The sequence below is a fragment of the Caulobacter sp. X genome (genome assembly GCF_002742635.1).
In the GTDB taxonomy this organism is placed as follows: domain Bacteria; phylum Pseudomonadota; class Alphaproteobacteria; order Caulobacterales; family Caulobacteraceae; genus Caulobacter.
Genome location: NZ_PEGF01000001.1, coordinates 673,273 through 691,541, shown reverse-complemented (window position 1 = coordinate 691,541; position 18,269 = coordinate 673,273). Strand labels below are relative to the sequence as shown.

The following is an 18,269-nucleotide window of genomic DNA, read 5'->3' as shown; positions in this document are numbered from 1 at the left end:
TGAACGTCGCGTTCCTGGAGCCGCGCCAATGGCGGCAATTGGCGCAAGTTTGCCAGCCGACTCAAGCCCTGGGTGAGCGAGCGTCTGGTTCCTGGCGCTGCGCCAACTTCCGCTTCCGGCGCTAAGTAATGTCTCACAGCTGGGAATGCTTGGGCCTCGGTCATTGGCCTCTCGTGGAAATGGGCTCGATTCAGGCGTCTTTTTTGAGGCTACCTTATTAAAGCGTTCGTGGCAGGTCAGCTCGCCGGCGTCTAGGCCGCGAGCCCTCGGCTAGGCTAGACCGCCTCCATTCTCGCGTTCGATCACGATCACCGACGGACGGGGAGGATGGCCGGCGGTGAAGTCAGGCCAGCGGGTCGCGGCTTGATCCAGGGACGGTGAGCGCTCGGCAGGGTGCTGCACCGACAGGAACATCGCCTTGCCGTCCCGCGTGAAGGCGGGGCTGCAGCATTCCGAGCCTGGCGGGGGCGAGTAGAATAGCCGCGGCCAGGCCCGCTCGGGTCCGGAAGTGTGCATCATCCAGACGCCGTCATGCTGCCGGACGCCGGGACCGTCGGTGCAGATCCACATTCGGCCGGCGGCGTCGAAACTCAGATTGTCGGGCGCCTCGAACCAGTCCTCGGGCCCGGCGTCGGGATGGAAACGCGCCCTGGATCCGGGCGCGGCCGGATCGCCGCACAGCGCGAAGACGTTCCAGGCGAAGCGATCCGCGGCATGGTCGGGGCCCTGGCCGCGATCGGGCGGGACCAGCTCCAGGATGTGGCCACCGGGGTTGGCCCGACGCGGGTTGGCCGGGTTCGGAGCCCGGGTGCGCGCGTCGACGCCGGTCAGGGCGATATAGACCCTGCCGGTCATCGGATTTGGCTCGTAACCCTCGGGCGAGTCCATCGGCGTGGCGCCCAGGAGATCGGCGGCGCGGCGGGTCTCCAAGAGCACGTCGCCCTGGCCGGCGAAGCCGTTCGCCGGCGTCAGCGGGCCGATGCCGAACACCAGCGGCGCCCAGTCTAGCGTCCCGTCCTCGGCGAAGCGGGCGACGCTCAGAGTCCCGTGGTCGAGCAGGTCGCGATTGGCGGCCCGGTCATGCGGATTGAAGACATCGCGGCTGACGAAGCGGTAGCAATACTCGTATTCCCAGTCGTCGCCGAGATAGACGACCACCCTCCCGTCCGGCGCCACGACGCTGTGCGCGCCTTCATGAGCAAAACGCCCCAGGGCCGTGCGCTTGACTGGCGGCGCCGTCGGGTCCAGCGGGTCGATCTCGACGACCCACTCGAAGCGATTGGACTCGTGCGGTTCGTGACCGACGTCGAAACGCTTGTCGACGCGATTCCAGCCGTAGCGCCCGTGCGGACCAAGGTTGGTGAAATAGCCGCGCTTGAGGCGCTCGAGATCAGGCGCATCGCGCCAGTCGCCGCCGAAGAACTCGGCCGAGCCCTCCTCGCCCGACAGCACCGTGCCCCAGGGCGTGACGCCGCCGTTGCAGTTGTCATGCGTGCCCAGCACCCACCGGCCGGTGGGGTCCGCGCCCGTGCGCAGTTTCGGGTGACCGGCGGCGGGGCCGGAGATCCGGATCGGGGTCGTGGCGGTGATCCGCCGGTTGTAGGGACTGTCGACGACCACGCCCCAGGTCCCGTTCGTGCGGCGCACCTCGGCGACGCTCATGCCGCATGCGGCCATGCAGACTCGCAGCTGCTCGTCGTCCAGCGTCGTGGTCCCGTCCGTCGCGGAGACGCCAGGGAACATCAGGTAGGGGGTGGGATATTCGTGATTGACCACCAGCAGTCCGCCGCTGGGATCGCCCGAGGGCAGGGGCAGGATGGCGGTGAAGTCGTTGTTGTAGCCGAACTGGCGCGCCTGCGCCGCCGCGGTCAGGGCGCCGGGGGCGAAGGCCGGGGCGTCCGACCACAACGGATCGCCCCAGCGCAAGACGATCGTCCGCTTGAACCCCTCCGGTAGGGCCTCGACAGGTCCGATGAGCGGCGACAAGGGCTTGAAGCCGATCGGCGGCGCGGCGGCGCGCGCGGCTGGCGGCGCAAGGCTGGCGGCGAGGCCGGCCGCCAGCAGGCCGCGCCGATCGATCAGGGTCGAGATCGGCGCGGCGCCTCGCGGCCGGGCCGGCGCCGCGCGGCCCTTGTCGTTGTGAACGCGCGAAGGCCAGGTCATCAGAAGCTAAGGTTCAGGCCGAAGGTGAAGGTGCGGCCGCTGTAGGTCGCGCCCTCAAGGTAGCGCGAGCCTTCGCCATAGCGCTCGTCGACGATCGGCTTGTCGCCTCCATTCAGCATGTCCACGGCGTTGAAGAAAACCTTGGCGCGCGGGGTGATGGCGTAGCGCAGCTGGCCGTCAAGGGAGCCGTAGGCCTCCTCGACGATGCGCGTGCCGTAGCTGGAGAACCGCACGGCCTGTCGATCGCGCCAGCCATAGGCCAGGGTGCCTTCCAGGCCGTATTTCTGGTAGGTCGCCGCCACCGTGAAGATCTTCTCCGGCGCGTTGAAGAAGTCGCCCTTGGCGATATCGTCGACGCCCGGATCTGCCTTGCTGCGTTGGAGGGTGGCGTTGGCGTAGACGCCCAGACCGCCCCATGGACCGGGCAGGTTGCTGAACTGGCGCACCAAGTTCAGCTCCAGGCCGTAGACCGTCGCGCGCTTGCCGTTGGTGTAGGTGGTGACGTCGTCGATGACCTTGCCCACCAGGCGCGGATCATTCTCGAACCGGGCGCGGTCGGCCTCGGTCTCGCCGGCCACGCCGCTGAAGATGAAGCGGTCGATCCGCTTGTAGTAGACGCCGGCCGAGATCATGCCGATCGAGCCGAAATAGCGCTCGATCCCGAGATCGAAATTGTAGGCGTAGGCGGGCTTCAAACCAGGATTACCGACCGTGACATCGACCTCGCCGTCCTCCTCCTCGATCGTGGTCGCGCCGGAGATGAACAGCGGTTCGGGGCGGGCGATCGAGGTGAACATCGCGCCGCGAACCACCAGGTTGTCGTTGGCGCGATAGTTGACCTGCAGGCGGGGCAGCCAACTCGTGTAGCTGGCCTTGCCCGTCACCGGCGTGAACACCGGGGCCTGGCCCTCCAGCTCGACGGCTTCCCAGTTGTCGGACGCGATGCGCGTGTGATCCACACGCAGGCCGCCGATCGCTTCCCAACGCCCCCAAACGCCCTTGGCCATCAGGTAGCCGGCGAAGATGTCCTCGCGGCTCTCGTAGCTGTCCTCGTCACGAGGGATGACGCCGTCCTCGACATAGTCGTTTTCGAAAGCGGTGTCAGTGTCGACCAGGTGCTGGGAATAGGTCTTCCAGGCCTTCACCTGGGCGATGTCCAGCGACAGAAACGCAGGGTAGGGCGCGCCGGTCTGGGCGACGCTGACCAGGGGCCCGACGCCGAACGCCTTCAGGGTCAGCGGCCCCTCCAGGTCCATGACATTGCCCTCGACCAGCTTGCGCTTGGAGCGCTCGGCCTTGGCCCCGAACTTCACGGACCGAAGCCAGCCCGAACCCGGGTCGTAGCTGATGTCGAAATGCGCCGCGGCGCGGGTGTTCTTCTGATCGTCGATGTCGATGTCGTTGTAGCCCAGCGCGTATTGCGACGGATCGGCGATGCGCGCCCGGTCGGCCGCCGTCAGGTTGGGCTGGGGGAAGCGGCCCGTGAAGTCGTAGGCGAAGAGGTTGCTGTCCAGATCGACCTTGAAAGCGACCTCGTTGTCGAACGGCTCGTTGCGGACGCCGGCCGAGTAGCCGAGCCCGTAGTCGAAGGTGAAGGCGCCGGCGCGCGTCTTGCCGGTCAGGACATAGGACTGCTGTGTCAGCTCGGTTTCTTCATACTGGTCGAAGATCTGGGCGTTGCCGTGCTCGGTGAGGACCAGCTTGCCGTCCTCGTAGTCCTCGGTGCCGCCCTCGAAATAGATTTCGCGGCTCAGTTCTTGATCATAGAGCCGGTTGTAGCTGCCCTTGAAGGTCAGCTCTGTATTGTCCGTGACCGCCCAGTTCAGGGCGACATTGGCCGAGATGTTCTCGCGCTTGTCCTCGTACTGGGCGATGTGGAACTGCAGCGGCGTTACGCCGCCGGTCGGATCATCCTCGATGAAGCTGAGATAGTCTTCGTCCTGGTAGAAGACGTAGCCCTTGGTCTTGCGCTTTGAATAGCCGCCCGAGATCAGGACGCCGAACTGGTCGTGGTCGCCGAACCGCCGGGCGGCGGTGCCCTGGAACATCGGGCTGGTCTTGCCGGCCAGATCGTGGTGGAAGCCGCTGACCGTCAGGTCCAAGACGGGCTTGGCGAAGTCGAAGGCCGTGGCGGTTTCCAGCACGACCGCGCCGCCGATGCCGTCGGCCTCCTGGTCGGGGAGCAGGGTCTTGTGCACGGTGATCGAGGACAGGGCGGCGGTCTGGATCATGTCCAGCGGCACCCGACGGTTTTCTTTCTCCGGCTGGGCGGCGTTCATGCCGTTGATCTGGGTGTTGTTCAGACCGCTGTCCAAGCCGCGGATGGAGACATAGCGACCTTCGCCGGCCACGACCTCGCGCTGCACCGAGACGCCCGGCATGCGGCGCAGGGCCTCGGCTGCGTTCAGGTCGGGAAAGCGGCCGGCCTGGTCCGCGGCGACGACATTGCTAAGGTTGTCGGCGTTGCGCTGGCGGCTGAGCGCCCGCGCCTGAGCGGCGCGCTGGCCGGTTACGATCAGTTCGGAAACCTGAGCCGCGCCCATGATCGAGACGCGCTGGGGGTTCTCACCGGGGACGACCTCGACGGTCTCCTTCAGGTCTGGCAGGCCCAGATACTGAAAGGTCAGGGTGTGGGGACCGGAGGGGAGAGCGCCGAAGCGGTAGCGGCCCTCGGAGTCGGTCACGGCCGTCTGTGCGGTCGCATCGACACGGACCAGCACGCCTGACAGCGGGGCCTTGCCGTCGATCTGGTTCACCAGTCCCGAGACCTGGCCGACGCCCTGGCGTTTGGCGACCACCAGGCCGATCGTACGGCCGTCATCGCTGTCGACGATCAGGGGCGAACCCGCGAGCAGCAGGTTCAGGGCGCCGCGTATCGGGTAGCGGCCCTGCAGCGGCTTGCTGCTCCGGCCCTCGATCGCGTCGTAGGGAAACAGGATCTGCACGCCGGCTTGGCGCGAGAAAGTGTTCAGGGCCGAAGCCAGGCTCTGCGCCGGTATGTCGAACGCGATCTCGGCCACGGCGGTCTTGCCGGCTTGAGGGGCCTGGGCCCAGGCAGCTGGCGCGGAAAAGGCGCAGGTGGTCGCCAGCAGCGCCGCCATCAGGCGGGCGCGCGATGAACGCTTGGAAGGCATTGGGTCGCTCCGGTCAGCCGCTCAACCCCCGAGTGGGCAGGCTGCGCCATAGAGACGCTTGGGATTTGGACCGGCTCTATGCGATCGCGGAAATTATTCGGAGCGGGTCAGCACAATGGTGTCGGCGCCGGCGTCGATCACGCGCACGTTGAAGCTGGAGCGCAGGGTTTCGAGAAAATCGCTGGGGTCGGAATTCGTGAAGCGCCCCCCCAGGCGCAATCGGCTCAGCTCCGGATCGGCGATGACCAGCTTGCGCGTCAGATAGCGATTATATTCCTCGACGACCGCGCCCAATGGCGCCCCCTGGAACACGATCTCGCCGCGCCGCCAGGCCGAGACCTCGTCAAGCGCCTCGGTCGATGCCTTCTGGACCAGGGTGGCGGACGCCGTGGCGACCACGCTCTGACCCTGTTCCAGATGGGCGGCGGGCGCCTGGCTGGTCTTCGACCGATAAAGAGCGCCGGTTCCCCGCAGCACAAGCAGATCCAGCGAGCCGCCCCGCAAGCGGGCGTTGAATTCTCCGCTTTTCAGGTCAACGGTCACATCGCCCGCCTTCAATACGCAGGCCTTGCGGGCGGAGGCGGCTACGGTCACGGCGGCTTCGCCGCGATCCAGCCAGACGTGCGGCGCGCCGTCCTGCAGCCGCCAGGAGATCTTGCTGTCGGTGTTCAGGTCGATCGCCACGCCCGGCCCCACGGTCACGCGCCGCCGCTCGCCCGGCCGGGTGCTGGCGGTGGACTTGGCGAAGGTCCTGGTGGCGAAGGCGCCGGCCCCCACCGCGCAGGCGCCGCCGATCACGCCGGCGGCGCGCAACAAACCACGCCGCGATGGCGCGGGCTCGGCGACAGGCTCGGGCGGCTCCAGGATCGTCCCGGACTGGCCAAGCCTGTACCAGAGCCGGCTCATCTTGGCGTAGGCCGCCGCATGAGCCGGATCGGCGTCGCGCCAACGCTCGAAGGCCTCGACGTCAGCCGACCCGGAGTCGAGGCGCGCCACCCATAGGCTGGCCTCGTCCCTTATCGCCTTGTGGTCGATCTGGCCTTGCGGCTCCATCCGCTCTCACGTTCCTGGGGGAGGGGCTTGTCAGCCCCTTCCGCCGCATCCAGCACGTCCGCCAACAGGCTGAGGCCCTTGGCGAGATGCTTCTCCATAGTAGAGACGCTTATGCCGAGGCGCGCCGCTACGTCCTTGGGCGACATGTCGTCGAAACGCCGCATTATCACAACCCGGCGCGCCTGTGTCGGAAGCTTCTGGATCGCCGCGATGAGCCGGCGCAGTTCCTCGCGATCGGAAAGCTGGCTGAAGGCGTCGATCGCGAGGTCGACATGCTGCAGGTTCTCGACCGCGGCGACGGTCTCGATCGAGACGATGCGGGCGCGGCGGATCTTCTGGATGCCCAGGTTACGGACGATCTGCAGGACATAGGCGCGAGGATTGGCGACCTGCCGCGCGCCGTCGTGCGCGAACACGCGAGCATAGGCGTCATGCACCAGGTCGGCGGCCTCGTCGAAGTCGCCGGTCAGTCGTCGCGCCAACTTCAGATACTGCCGCTCGTACGGCAGGATATGGTCGACGAACCAATGGTCGAAATCGCGAAGCCGCATCATTGCGGTCTGAACCCGCCCAACGATGATGAATGAGCGCTTCTAGAGGGCTCGGAATACAGTTTCACGACATCGGCCCTTCAGCCGGCGGCGCATCCCCTATGGAGCGCCGCGGGCTCTACCGTTAGCCGAGACGGCCAGGCGGTCGTCCGCGTCGCCGCCGGGGCCGGCTACTGGGTCTACCTGCTCGAATGGCGCGCGCTCGCGGGGCGGAGAGCATGTCGCCGATTGAGATTCTATCGATGTGTTGGGTCATGGAGTGGGGCCATACGAGTTGCCGCCCGGAGTCGGGTGGCTGATTGGACATCCCGGCGGCGTCGTACTGGCGTGGAAGGGCAGACGATCGGCGGGTTTGACGGCTGCGTCGACGTTAGAAGACCGAGATCGGTCTGCCATGTGCGGCCGTACTTGGCCCGCCGTCGCGGGCGGCGGGCGCGCGATTTTCGTTGTCGGCGGGCGAGCACGGGTCATCCCGCGGTGGCGCCACGCATGTTTGCGCGTGCCGGTTCCCGTTCTCTCGCGCAATGATTAGGGCTGACGGCGGGCATGGCCGAAGCGGGGCGGGGGCCTGGGTTTCACACGATTGTCGTCGGCCGCTGGCATGCGGCCTTCTCATGTCCCTGCCTGCTCTTGATCCTGCGGCGGCGCGTGAGTCGGACGGCTCCACGGGCGCCGAGCGTTTTGAAGCTCTCACCCGCCGCCTGCGAACCCCGCTGTTGCGCTATTTTACGCGCCGCACGGGCTCCCAGCCGGACAGCGAGGAACTGGTCCAGGACCTGTTCCTGCGCCTGTTGCGCCGCCCAGGCCTGATGAGCCTGAAGAGTATCGATGGCTATGTCTTCGAAGCGGCTGCCAATCTTCTTCGCGACAAGGTCAAACGGGAGCGGGCGCGTCAGATGCTGAGCGCGGTGGATCTGGACCGAATCGATCTCGCCGATGATCTTCCGGGCGCCGAGGATGTCGTCGGCGGGCGGCAAAGTCTTCAGCGCATCAACGTCGCCCTCAAGTCGCTGTCGCCTCGCGCGCGCACCATCGTCATCCTTCGCCGCTTCGAGGATATGAGCCACGCCCAGATCGCCGCCCGGCTGAACATCTCGGTCAGCGCCGTGGAAAAACACTTGGTGCGAGCGATGGCCGTGCTGCGAGACGCACTGAGGGAGCAGGGCTAATGGCGCGCGGTCTGTCCCGCGAGGATGAAGCCGTCCGCTGGTTCGCGAAGACCGACCGCGGACCGTTGACGGGCGAGGATCGCAGGGCGTTCCTCGAATGGCTGGAAACGCCCGGTAACGCCGACGCCTACCACGAGACCGCCGACGCCTGGTCGGTGCTGGGCGCGGCCAAGGGCGCCGAGAGCCTGATGGCGATGCGCGCGGCCGCTCTGCGCGAAGCCTCGGGCGTCAGCCGCCGGCGGGCGATCCTGGGCGTGGGCGGCGCGCTGGCGGCGGCCGGGGCAGGGGGCGCGGCGTTCCTGATGGCCGGTGCGGCCGGGGCGAAGATCCGAACCGGGGCCGGCGAGCGCTTGACCGCGCCCCTGCCCGATGGGTCAAGCGTGACCCTGGCGCCGCTGTCGACCGTGCGTGTCCAGTACGACAAGGTCCGTCGACGCGTGCGACTGGTCGAGGGGCAGGCCTATTTCGACGCGCGCTCGGCGCCCGGGCGTCCGTTCGAGGTGATCGTCGGCGACCAGCGCGCGCAAGGCAGCGGCGGCCGATTCCAGGTGACCAAGCAGGGCCAGACGGCGCAGATCCTGATCGAGGACGGCGTTCTCGAGGTGGCGGCGGCGAGCGGCGCGCCCCGACGGCTGACGGCGGGTCAGATGACCGCAGGTCCGGCCGACGCGCGACGCGTGGCGCTCGCCGATCTCGACCGGCTAACCGCTTGGCGCGAAGGGCGGCTGGTGTTCAACGACGCGCCGCTGCCGCAGGTCGTGGCCGCCTTCAACCGCTATTCCAGCGATCGCCTAGCCCTCGCCGCCGACACGCGACTGGACGCCATCCGTATCTCGGGCTCGTTCCGCTATGACGGGACGCGCGAGTTCGCCCAGGCCCTGGCGGCGGGCTTTGGCGTGCGCATACGCCAGCTGGACGAGACGACTTGGGAGATCGACGGCTGAAGGTTTGTCCGCCTCCAAGGCGCTGCGTCGATGAAATTTTCACGACAAGATGAGGCTTTCGCTCGCGGCGAAGTTCCTGGGAGTGATCGGTCGACGGGGGCCGGCGAACGCTTAGGACAGCACGATGACGAACCGAGTTTTCCACGCCGCCGGTCTTCGGCGTGGCCTGATGGCCTGCTGCGCCATCGCCGTTCTGGGCGCGACCGCGCCGGCCTTGGCCCAGGAGGGCGGCGCGCCGCCAGCAGCCTTCTCGCTGCAGGCCCAGCCCTTGGAGCTGGCCTTGCCAGCCTTCGCCCGGCAGGCTGACGTGCAGGTTCTCTACGCGGCGAACCTGGTCAAGGGAAAGCGGGCCAACGCGGTGGTCGGGACCCATTCGCCGGCCGAGGCGCTGCGCGACCTCCTGGCGGCGTCGGGCCTGAAGGCGACGGTCACCGGGCCGCGCACCTTCCTGATTTCGGTGCAGGAAAATCCGGTCGTCGCCGAACTCGAAGAAGTCGTCGTCACCGCGCAAAAGCGTTCCGCGCGGATCGAGGATGTCCCGATCGCGGTGACCGTGCTCGACGGCGGCGACGCTCAGCGGCGCGGGGTCTCCAACGTCGTCGACCTTGTCGACCAGATCGCGGGCGTGTCGGTCAACTACGCCTTCGGCGGCACCAACTACGGCCTGATCAGCATCCGCGGCATCGGCGGGGCCGACGACTACAAGCCCAACGGCAACCCCTCGGTCGCTCTGCATGTCGACGGCGTCTACCAGACCTCGAACGCCTATCTGGGCATGCCGCTGTTTGATCTGGATCGGGTCGAGGTCCTCAAGGGGCCGCAAGGCACGCTCTATGGCCGCAACACGACCGCCGGCGTCATCAACGCCATCACGCGTGGGCCCGGCCCGGTGACGGAGGGCTCGGCTCGGCTGGAGCGCGGCAGCTATGGCTACACCGAGGCCGAAGCCTCGGTCGGCGGGCCGGTCAGCGACACCCTCGGCGTCCGTCTGGCCGTCCTCGCGCAGAACGGCGGCGGCTTCATGACCGGCGCCGGCGCGGGCTTGCTGGCCGGTTATCGCCCGTCGGTGAAGGGCGTCGTGCAGACCCAGGTTCCAGCCCTGGTCGATCCAGGCCGCCGGGAGGGCTTCGGCGACAAGGACCTCGTGGCGGGCCGCGCGACCTTCGACGTCAAGCTTGCGCCCGACAGTGACCTCGTTCTCAAGCTGTTCGGCAGCCGCGACCGAGGCGACACCCGCCAGTACGATCGGATCGCGCGCGCCCAGGACGCCACCATCGCCAACGCCGGCGAGAATAGCGATCCCTACGAGTTCTACTCGGCGGGCTATCCGACGCAACGCATCGACATCTATGGCGGCTCGGCCACGCTGAGCCACAAGGTCCGGGAGAACCTGAACTTCACCGCCGTCGGCGGCTGGCAGGGCAGCAAGCGCTCGGTGCAGGGCAATGGCGACGGCTCGCCCTATCCGGCCTCGTATTTCGACGCCGACGAAAAGCTCAGCCAGTCCTCATTGGAGCTGCGCCTAGCCGACGACACCGGCGGCAAGCTCGACTGGATCGCCGGCGCCTTCTACGTCGCCGACGACGTCAAGTTCAACACCGCCTGGACCAGCTATTCGGCGCTCACCCAGTACGACAACCTGCATCATCAGGATCGCAAGAGCTTCGCCCTGTTCGGCCAGGTCGATTACCGCCTGGTCGAGCGTCTGCAGGTGTCGGCCGGCCTGCGCTACACCCGTGACAACGCCCACTATGTCGGCCGTAACGTCGACCGTAACCCGTGGGGCATCAGCACCTTCACGACCACCTTCGCCACGACGAACCCGTTTTCGTGGGATGAGAAGTTCAAGGACGACAACGTCTCGGGCCGTCTGACGGTGAAGTACGACGTCACCTCTAACCTGAACGTCTTCGTTTCGGGCGGCACCGGCTATCGCGGCGGCGGCTTTGACGGCACCTCGATCTTCACCGTCGCCGAAACCAAGCCGTTCGCCTCCGAGACGGTGCGCGCCTACGAGGCTGGTCTGCGTTGGAGCGCGCCGCGCCTGCGCCTGTCGCTGGACGCCTTCGACTACCGCTTCAGCGAACTGCAGGCCACCACGCGCCTGGCCAATGACACGAACGGCCGGGCCAATGTCGGCAAGGCCAGCAGCAAGGGAATCGAGGTCGCGCTGAGCGCTCAGCTTCTGCGCACCCCGCGCCAGAGCCTGGCCTTCGACGTCAGCTCCGCCTGGCTGGACACTGAGGTGCTATCCTTCAGCTCCAACCGCGTGGCCGACGTGCTGCAGACGGTGGGCGACCCCTTGCCGGGCGCGCCGGACGTGTCAGCGACGGCGAGCTTGAACCACAGCATCACCTTGAAGGACGGCTGGACGCTGCGCAGCCGCCTGGGCGTCACCCACCACGGCGAAGAGTCCAATCGCCTGAACGCCACGGCAGGGAACACAGCCAAGGCCTACACCCTGGTCAACGCCCGCGTGGACTTGGCGACACCGAGAAACTGGACCCTCTACGCCTACGGGCGCAACATCACCGATGAGGTCTATTTCCCCGAGCTGAACGGGGCCGCCCGTCTCGTTGGCGCGCCCGCCACCTACGGCTTCGGCGCGCGGTTCGACTTCTGACCCCGCGGAGGCGACCTGGGCCTCTGGCCGGGTCGCCTCCGTTTCGCTTCCTGGAGCGGCCTCCGATGACCCTGCTTTCGCGCCGCGCCGTGATGGCCGCCTCGACGGGCCTGTTCTTCGCCCGCGCGACAGCGACACAGGGGCTGGAGATGCGTCGCGCCGCGCCCGCGTATCCCTTCGCCTTAGGTGTGGCCAGCGGCGATCCCGCGACCGACGGCTTTGTGCTCTGGACCCGCCTCAGCGCTGGCGGCGCTTCGCTGGACGCCCCGGCCGTTCCCGTGACCTACGAGGTCGCGGAGGACGAGGTCTTCCGTCGGATCGTGCGGCGCGGACGGCGCGCGGCGAGCCCGGCTCTTGGCCACGCCGTGCATGTCGAGATCGAGGGGCTGCGCCCCGGACGGACCTACTGGTATCGCTTCCACGCGCTGGGCGCCGTCAGCCCGGTCGGTCGCACCGCCACCGCGCCCGAACGCGCGACACGGGCGCGGATCGCGGTCAGCAGCTGCCAGCACTTCGAGCTGGGATGGTTTTGCGCCTACCGCGACATGGTCGCCGCTGAACCCGACCTGATCGTTCAGCTAGGCGACTATATCTACGAGAACAGCTACGCCCAGTTTCCAAAGGTTCGCCAATTCGACGGGCCAGAACCGGTCGATCTGGAGGGTTATCGACGTCGGCACGCCATCTATAAGTCCGACCCCGACTTGCGAGAGGCTCATCGCCAGGCGCCCTGGGTGGTCACCTGGGACGACCATGAGGTCGAGAACGACTATGCCGATCTGGCTAATCTAAAGGGACTGGATCCGGCGGTCTTCGCGCGCCGCCGCGCGGCCGCTTACCAAGCCTATTTCGAGCACCTGCCGGTCCGACCCAGCCTTTGGGCCCAGCCGGGCGGCCCGCGACTCTATCGGCGGTTGGCCTGGGGCGATCTGGTGAGCCTGCCCGTGCTGGACGGGCGGCAATATCGCTCCGCCCAGGCCTGCAACCCCGAGGGGCGGAGCGGCAACCGTCCGCGCCATGACTGCCCCGCGCTAGCCGACCCAGAGCGCACCATGCTGGGCGCGGCTCAGGAAGCCTGGCTGGACGAGACCTTGAAGCGCGAGCGTGGCCGCTGGACCTTGCTTGCCCAGCAGACAGTGGTCGCGCCGATCGACACGCCCGAGGGCGTCATGTCGGATCAGTGGGACGGCTACGTGGCGGCGCGGGATCGTCTGCTTGCGGGGCTGACCCAGCCGTCGGTGCGCAACGCCGTCGTCCTCAGCGGCGACATCCACGCCTTCATGGTCAACGACCTGCGGACAGGCGCGGGGGAGGGGGTAGTGGCGACCGAGCTGGTGACGACCTGCCTGGCCGCCAGTCACGCGCCGTCCTCCCGCTACGGACAGGTTCGGGCCCGCAATCCCGACGTCCGCTTCGCCGATATCGAGCGATCCGGATACACCCTGATCGAAGCGACCCCAGATGCTCTCAGCGTCGATCTCCGCGCGGTCTCCGACCAAAGCGATCCGCAAGGCATAGCGCAGAGCCTAGCGAGGTTCACGATTGAGGATCAACGCAAGGGCGCGCAAGCCGGCTGAAAGCCGGCGGCGTTGGAGTGACCGAGATCAGCGGGAGCTGTGACCAGAGTGAAACGTCTCATTCTTGACGGGGACAATGTCTGCGGATGGCGCGGCGCTGCCGTAGGGAGTGGCCGGGACCTGCTACTGAGATGTTGAGGCTTTGGTGCGGCCATCGCCCGGGCGGCGAGCCAGCGCGATGCCTTCTCCCGAGAGCAAAAATGTCGAGGTCGCCACGCCACGCACCGCGACTCGCCGAAGTAGACCTTTGTTGGTCAGGCTCTGGGCGTGCGCAAAACTGCGAGCTTCGGGCTCTAGGACGAGGCTTCCGGAGGCGCGGACCTCGTGAAGGACTTCAACTTCGTCGGAGGTGAGCGGCGTAAAGCGCATGCGGGCATCTCCTCTGTGCTCGGCTGAAAGAAGCTCCATTTTGTTGGTCGTCGTCAACCGGGGATGGAACCAGCCTCACCCGGCCCCGCCTCTCACCCTATGAAGCGCTCGCGGGAAATTTTCAGCCCTGAAGCGGGGGTACTTTCATCACAATGCGTCTTCATACTTCGGCGGCCATGCGCCGGACGGCCTAGGGCGGAGCGTCGATTTGGACGGGGAAGCGGTTCGACCATGAAGCGCGCGGAGCGCATGGGCGCTGTCGACCCGGCTTCGCTGACAAGCCTGGCGCGATCCTACCGGCAGCCGCTGCTGCGTTTTTTCGCTCGCCGGACCCTGTCGCCAGAGGCGGCTGAGGACTGCGTGCAAGAGGTCTTCATGCGACTGGCGCGCGCTTCGGAGCCGGGTGTCGAAAACTCCGAAGCCTATCTCTTCAAGACCGCCCGCCACGTGTTGATCGACCGCGCGCGCCGCGCGACCGTTCGGCGCGAGATCCTGCACGACCCGATCGCCGACCTGCAACTGGTCAGCCCCGAAGGATCGCCATCGCGAATTCTTGAGGGACGAGAGGCGCTGGAACAGGCCGCTAGAGCGTTGCGGGAACTGCCCGAGCGGACTCGCAACATCTTCCTTCTCAACCGGTTGGACGGTTTGACCTATACCCAGCTTGCCGCCCGGTACGCCGTCAACGTGAAGGTCATTGAACGCGAGATGAGCAAGGCCCTCAGCCACCTTCGACGCCGGTTGCCAGACCATGACCGACGCTGAGAAAATCGAAGGAGAGGCCGCCAACTGGGTCGTGCGCCTGCACTCGGATCAGCGCACGGAGGCCGACCGCGACGCTTTCCGCGACTGGCTGGACGCCGATCCGGCCCATGTGGAGGCGTTCTCGGCCCACGCGGCCATTTGGGATTCTGTGGCCGCTTGGGGCGACAATCGTGAAGCGCGCGAGGTGCTTCGGTTTCAGCCGATGTGGTCGGGCTTTGGCCGACGCGTGATCCAGTGGAGCATCGCGGGTGCTGGTCTAGCGGTGGCCGCCGCCCTGGTCGTCTTCGTGTTCGGCGGACTGCGCCTGACCCAACGTTACGAAACCGTGCCAGGCGAGTTGCGCACCATCTCATTGAGCGATGGGTCGATATTGCTGATGAACACCGACTCCCGGATCAGCACCCGGTTCACGGCGGGCGAGCGCCGCGTGGTCGTCGAGCAAGGACAGGCGTATTTCCGTGTAGCCAAGGACAAGAGCCGCCCGTTCAGAGTGTTCGTCGGTCGCGACGAGGTGCGCGCCGTAGGCACGGCCTTCGACGTCAGGCGTCTTGGAGACCATGCCGAGGTGGTGCTGGAAGAGGGACGGCTGGCCATCTATCGCGACGTTTCCTCGGCAGAGCCGCTTCTAGCGAGACGCAAGGCGGGGCCGGCGCCTCGCCCCGCGCTCTATATGAACGCCGGCCAGGCCCTGGACCTGCCAAACAAGGCCCCGCCGATCGTCCAGGTCGCCAATGTCCCTCAATCGAGCGCATGGCGCTATGGAAGGGTGGTTCTGGACGATACGCGGCTCGAAGACGCCGCGGCGGATCTGAACCGCTACGGCGGCCCGCAGATCGTTTTGTCCGATCCGCGACTGGCCGATATTCGCATCAGCGGCGTCTTCCACACCGGCCGTCCTTACGACGTCGTCAGCGATGTCGTCGGCGCCTTCCCGATCAAGGTCGTGAAGGATGATGGCAAGCAAATCGTCCTGGGCATGGCCTCGCCGGACCCGCGGGCTGATACGCCGGCTGTCGTCAAAAATTCACGGTGAGTTTTCAGGGGTAAGCTCGCCAGGCTGCGTCTTCCGACCTGCCGGCAAGGGCCGGCGACGGGGACGATCATGCAGTACAAATTCTTGTCCGCCGCGTTCGCGGGCGGCTCGGCCTTTGCTCTAGCGCTGGCGGCCCAGCCTGGTTGCGCACAAGCCCAGGCGCGGGCTTTCGATATCGCCCAGCAGCCCTTGAGCCAGGCCCTGCGCGCTTTCGCGTTGCAGAGCGGCAAGGATATCGTGTTCGATCCGAAGCTGGCCCGTGGCAAGAACGCTCCAACTTTGAAGGGCCAATATCTGAACGACGAGGCGCTGCGTCGTCTGCTGTCCGGGTCGGGCCTGACCTACGAAGACTCGCCCACCGGCGGCTACATCATTCGCGTCCAGGGGACTCCGACGGCCCAGTCCGGCTCGGACGATGACATCGCCAATATCGGCGGCGTCGTGATTATCGGCCGTCGCTCGGTCGAGACGCCGCGCGACCAGATCAAGCGCCTGTCGTCGGGCGTATCGGATTCGATCACCGTCGCCGACATCGAACACACCCCGGACGCCACCCTGCCCGAGGCCCTGGACCGTGTCGTCGGGGTCAGCGCCGACAAGTTTTACGGCACCAGCGATGGCGGCTATGTCTCGGTGCGCGCCTTCGACTCCCGCTACAACAGCATCGACATCGACGGCAATCCGATCTGGTTCAGCAGCCAGAACAACCGCGGCGCCCAGATCGGCGTCTTTCCCTCGTCCATCGTCAAGGAAACCAGCGTCTACAAGACGGTGACCCCCGATCAGGACGGCAATTCGGTCGGCGGACACATCTCGCTGAGGACCCTGCGCGCCTTCGACGGGGGCGGCCGGCCCTATCTGTCGCTGGGCGGCCGCGCCGGTCGCTTCGACCAGGACAGCGTGGTCAGGTCAGGGCCCTCGATGCGGCTCTATGGGGCGGGTAAGGCCACCTTCGGCCCCGATCGTCAGTACGGCGTGGTTCTGGGCTTCAACGCCCAGCGCATGCGCAACACCGACAAGTACGGCGGTGTGGACGCCTATACCCAGGTGAATGGCGAGGACCTCGTCAACAACAGCAACATCTATACCGACAGCGCCTACGACAAGGACGTGAAGAATCTGGTCGGCTACGCCAAGGTCGAACTACGCCGGAACGAGGGGCTCTACGCCTTTCTGTCTGGCACGGTGATCGACGACAAGCGCCGTCAGTTCCTTCAGCGCGAAGGCACCTACATCTACCAGACCAACGGCCGGACGACGAACTTCAGCAACGGCGGCGCCGACTTCAACAAGGCGATCGGCCAGACCAAGGCCTACGACTACGACATCCGCCGCAAGGCCAAGATGCTGGGCGGCGGGATCGACTACCAGGTCGGCGCTGGCGGGGTGCTGGCCTTGCGGGCGAACTACACCGACTTCAACAACACCATCGTCACCCGCTATCCCGAGACGTTCCAGTTCAGCAATCTGTCTGGCCACTACGACCTGAACGGCGACCTGCCGACGATCCGGTATGACAACCCGGCCGCCTATGCCGATCCCACCAACTGGATCAATCGCAACACCACCGCGTCCTATGTTCGCGACCAGGACCTCAGCGACAAGGTCAGCGCGGTGAAGGTCGACTATAGTCAGAACACCTTCGCCGACGCCCGCGGCCTTGGTTTCGCCGCAGGCGCCAGTTGGACGCGGCTGGACCGAAGCTACGACGAGGGGCGCGACAACTATCTTTTGCCAAAGGGGACAACCCTACGCCTGTCCGACGTGATCGATCCGGGCGCGACCATGGCTGGTAACGCCGCGATCAGGATGAACTGGGACAAATTCTGGGCCTACACCTTCGCAAACGGGATCAAGACCACCGATCTTGCTCCGGCGTCGGACTATGCCTTGGTAGAGGACGTCGCCGCTGGGCACGCGGAAGTCTATTTCAGTGGTGAGCGCTATCGGCTGATCGCCGGGCTCCGCTACGAGACGACCCACGATGTCGGCGACACGGGCGACACGGTCAGCGGCGTTTCGACCCCATCGCATCGCACCAATCGCTACAGCAACTGGATGCCCAACATCCAGGGCAGCTACGACCTGACCGCGACGCTGAAGCTCAAGCTGGCCTACACCAAGACGATCGGTCGTCCGGACTTCGCCGACATCGCGCCGGGGCGCACCGTTGGCGTCGACGCCAATGGCAATCCGGTAATCAGCGGCTCCAACCCGAAGCTGGGCCCGCGCGTCTCGACCAACTACGACGCCAGCCTCGAGTATTATCTGAAGGATGGCTTCGCCTCATTGGCGATTTTCCACAAGGATCTCGATCACGAGACGTTCAACGAAAAGACAGTGACGCTGGACGCCAGCGGGGCGGTGATCCTGACCCAGACCATGCCATTGAACAGCGGCAGCGCCCGGGTGACGGGGATCGAGGCCTCGTTCGCCAAGCGGCGACTGGACTTCCTGCCCGGGCCGCTGAAAAGGCTGGGCGTGACCGCCAACTACACCTGGCTGGACAGCCGCTGGACGGTGACCCTGACCGACGGGACTGTGCGCAGCATCAGCTCCTTGCGCAACCAACCCAGGTACATGGGCAATGTTGGCCTCAGCTACGACCTGGGCCCCTTGGACCTGCATCTGGACTACCGGGTCAGGGGAAGAGCGTTTACCACGACCTTCGGCGCGACGCCTGCCGGCGACCAATGGATCCGGCCCAGCGATCAGCTTGATCTGCAGGCCAACTGGCGGGTGCGGCGCGGCCTGCAGCTGACGTTCGAAGCCCGAAACCTGACGGACAGCTACACGGTGATCACCACCGGCGTGACCAATGCCATCTACAACAGCGTCGGCGGCGGCAGGAGCTACTTCGCCGGCTTCAAGTACCGCTACTGAGGCAG

Annotated in this window: 12 protein-coding genes; 7 read left to right on the top strand and 5 right to left on the bottom strand. The window is 66.6% G+C overall.

The window, feature by feature from the left end; genetic code table 11:
* Positions 1-270: 270 nt before the first annotated feature.
* From CSW60_RS03035 to CSW60_RS03020, 4 genes are all read right to left on the bottom strand, one after another.
* Positions 271-2,163, bottom strand: coding sequence for a PhoX family phosphatase (locus CSW60_RS03035; RefSeq protein WP_099535853.1), 1,893 nt, complete (start codon positions 2,161-2,163; stop codon positions 271-273).
* Entirely contained in the window at positions 2,163-5,297 is a 3,135-nt protein-coding gene (locus CSW60_RS03030; RefSeq protein WP_099535852.1) for a TonB-dependent receptor, read from the bottom strand. Before CSW60_RS03030 ends, CSW60_RS03035 begins: the two co-directional genes overlap by 1 nt.
* 93 nt (positions 5,298-5,390) lie before the next feature.
* A complete protein-coding gene (locus CSW60_RS24285) occupies positions 5,391-6,350 on the bottom strand; it encodes a FecR family protein (RefSeq protein WP_099535851.1) in 960 nt (319 codons plus the stop codon).
* Positions 6,314-6,901 carry an RNA polymerase sigma factor gene (locus CSW60_RS03020; protein ID WP_161495619.1) on the bottom strand — a complete coding sequence of 196 codons (588 nt, stop codon included), beginning with the start codon at positions 6,899-6,901 and terminating at the stop codon, positions 6,314-6,316. Before CSW60_RS03020 ends, CSW60_RS24285 begins: the two co-directional genes overlap by 37 nt.
* A 614-nt stretch (positions 6,902-7,515) precedes the next feature.
* On the opposite strand from CSW60_RS03020, the gene CSW60_RS03015 reads away from it, so the two are divergent.
* The 4 genes from CSW60_RS03015 (at position 7,516) to CSW60_RS03000 (ending at position 13,214) form a co-directional block, all read left to right on the top strand.
* Positions 7,516-8,070 (top strand): RNA polymerase sigma factor, encoded by a 555-nt coding sequence (locus tag CSW60_RS03015; RefSeq protein ID WP_099535849.1) that lies wholly within the window; start codon positions 7,516-7,518, stop codon positions 8,068-8,070.
* Positions 8,070-9,014, top strand: coding sequence for a FecR family protein (locus tag CSW60_RS03010; protein WP_099535848.1), 945 nt, complete (start codon positions 8,070-8,072; stop codon positions 9,012-9,014). Before CSW60_RS03015 ends, CSW60_RS03010 begins: the two co-directional genes overlap by 1 nt.
* A gap of 124 nt (positions 9,015-9,138) precedes the next feature.
* The gene (locus CSW60_RS03005; RefSeq protein ID WP_201722954.1) at positions 9,139-11,637 is read left to right on the top strand and encodes a TonB-dependent receptor; all 2,499 of its coding nucleotides are present in this window, start codon (positions 9,139-9,141) and stop codon (positions 11,635-11,637) included.
* A gap of 65 nt (positions 11,638-11,702) precedes the next feature.
* Positions 11,703-13,214: an alkaline phosphatase gene (locus tag CSW60_RS03000; RefSeq protein WP_099535847.1), complete on the top strand. Its 1,512-nt coding sequence runs from the start codon at positions 11,703-11,705 to the stop codon at positions 13,212-13,214.
* A gap of 123 nt (positions 13,215-13,337) precedes the next feature.
* Here the strand turns inward: CSW60_RS03000 and CSW60_RS22965 are convergent, their stop codons facing one another.
* The gene (locus CSW60_RS22965; RefSeq protein WP_143324111.1) at positions 13,338-13,640 is read right to left on the bottom strand and encodes a hypothetical protein; all 303 of its coding nucleotides are present in this window, start codon (positions 13,638-13,640) and stop codon (positions 13,338-13,340) included.
* Positions 13,641-13,814: 174 nt separating this feature from the next.
* On the opposite strand from CSW60_RS22965, the gene CSW60_RS02995 reads away from it, so the two are divergent.
* From CSW60_RS02995 to CSW60_RS02985, 3 genes are all read left to right on the top strand, one after another.
* The gene (locus CSW60_RS02995; protein ID WP_099535846.1) at positions 13,815-14,348 is read left to right on the top strand and encodes an RNA polymerase sigma factor; all 534 of its coding nucleotides are present in this window, start codon (positions 13,815-13,817) and stop codon (positions 14,346-14,348) included.
* Positions 14,335-15,381: a FecR domain-containing protein gene (locus tag CSW60_RS02990; RefSeq protein ID WP_099535845.1), complete on the top strand. Its 1,047-nt coding sequence runs from the start codon at positions 14,335-14,337 to the stop codon at positions 15,379-15,381. Before CSW60_RS02995 ends, CSW60_RS02990 begins: the two co-directional genes overlap by 14 nt.
* A gap of 69 nt (positions 15,382-15,450) precedes the next feature.
* On the top strand, positions 15,451-18,264 hold the full coding sequence (locus CSW60_RS02985; RefSeq protein WP_099535844.1) for a TonB-dependent receptor: 2,814 nt from the start codon (positions 15,451-15,453) through the stop codon (positions 18,262-18,264).
* The last annotated feature ends 5 nt before the right edge of the window (positions 18,265-18,269 follow it).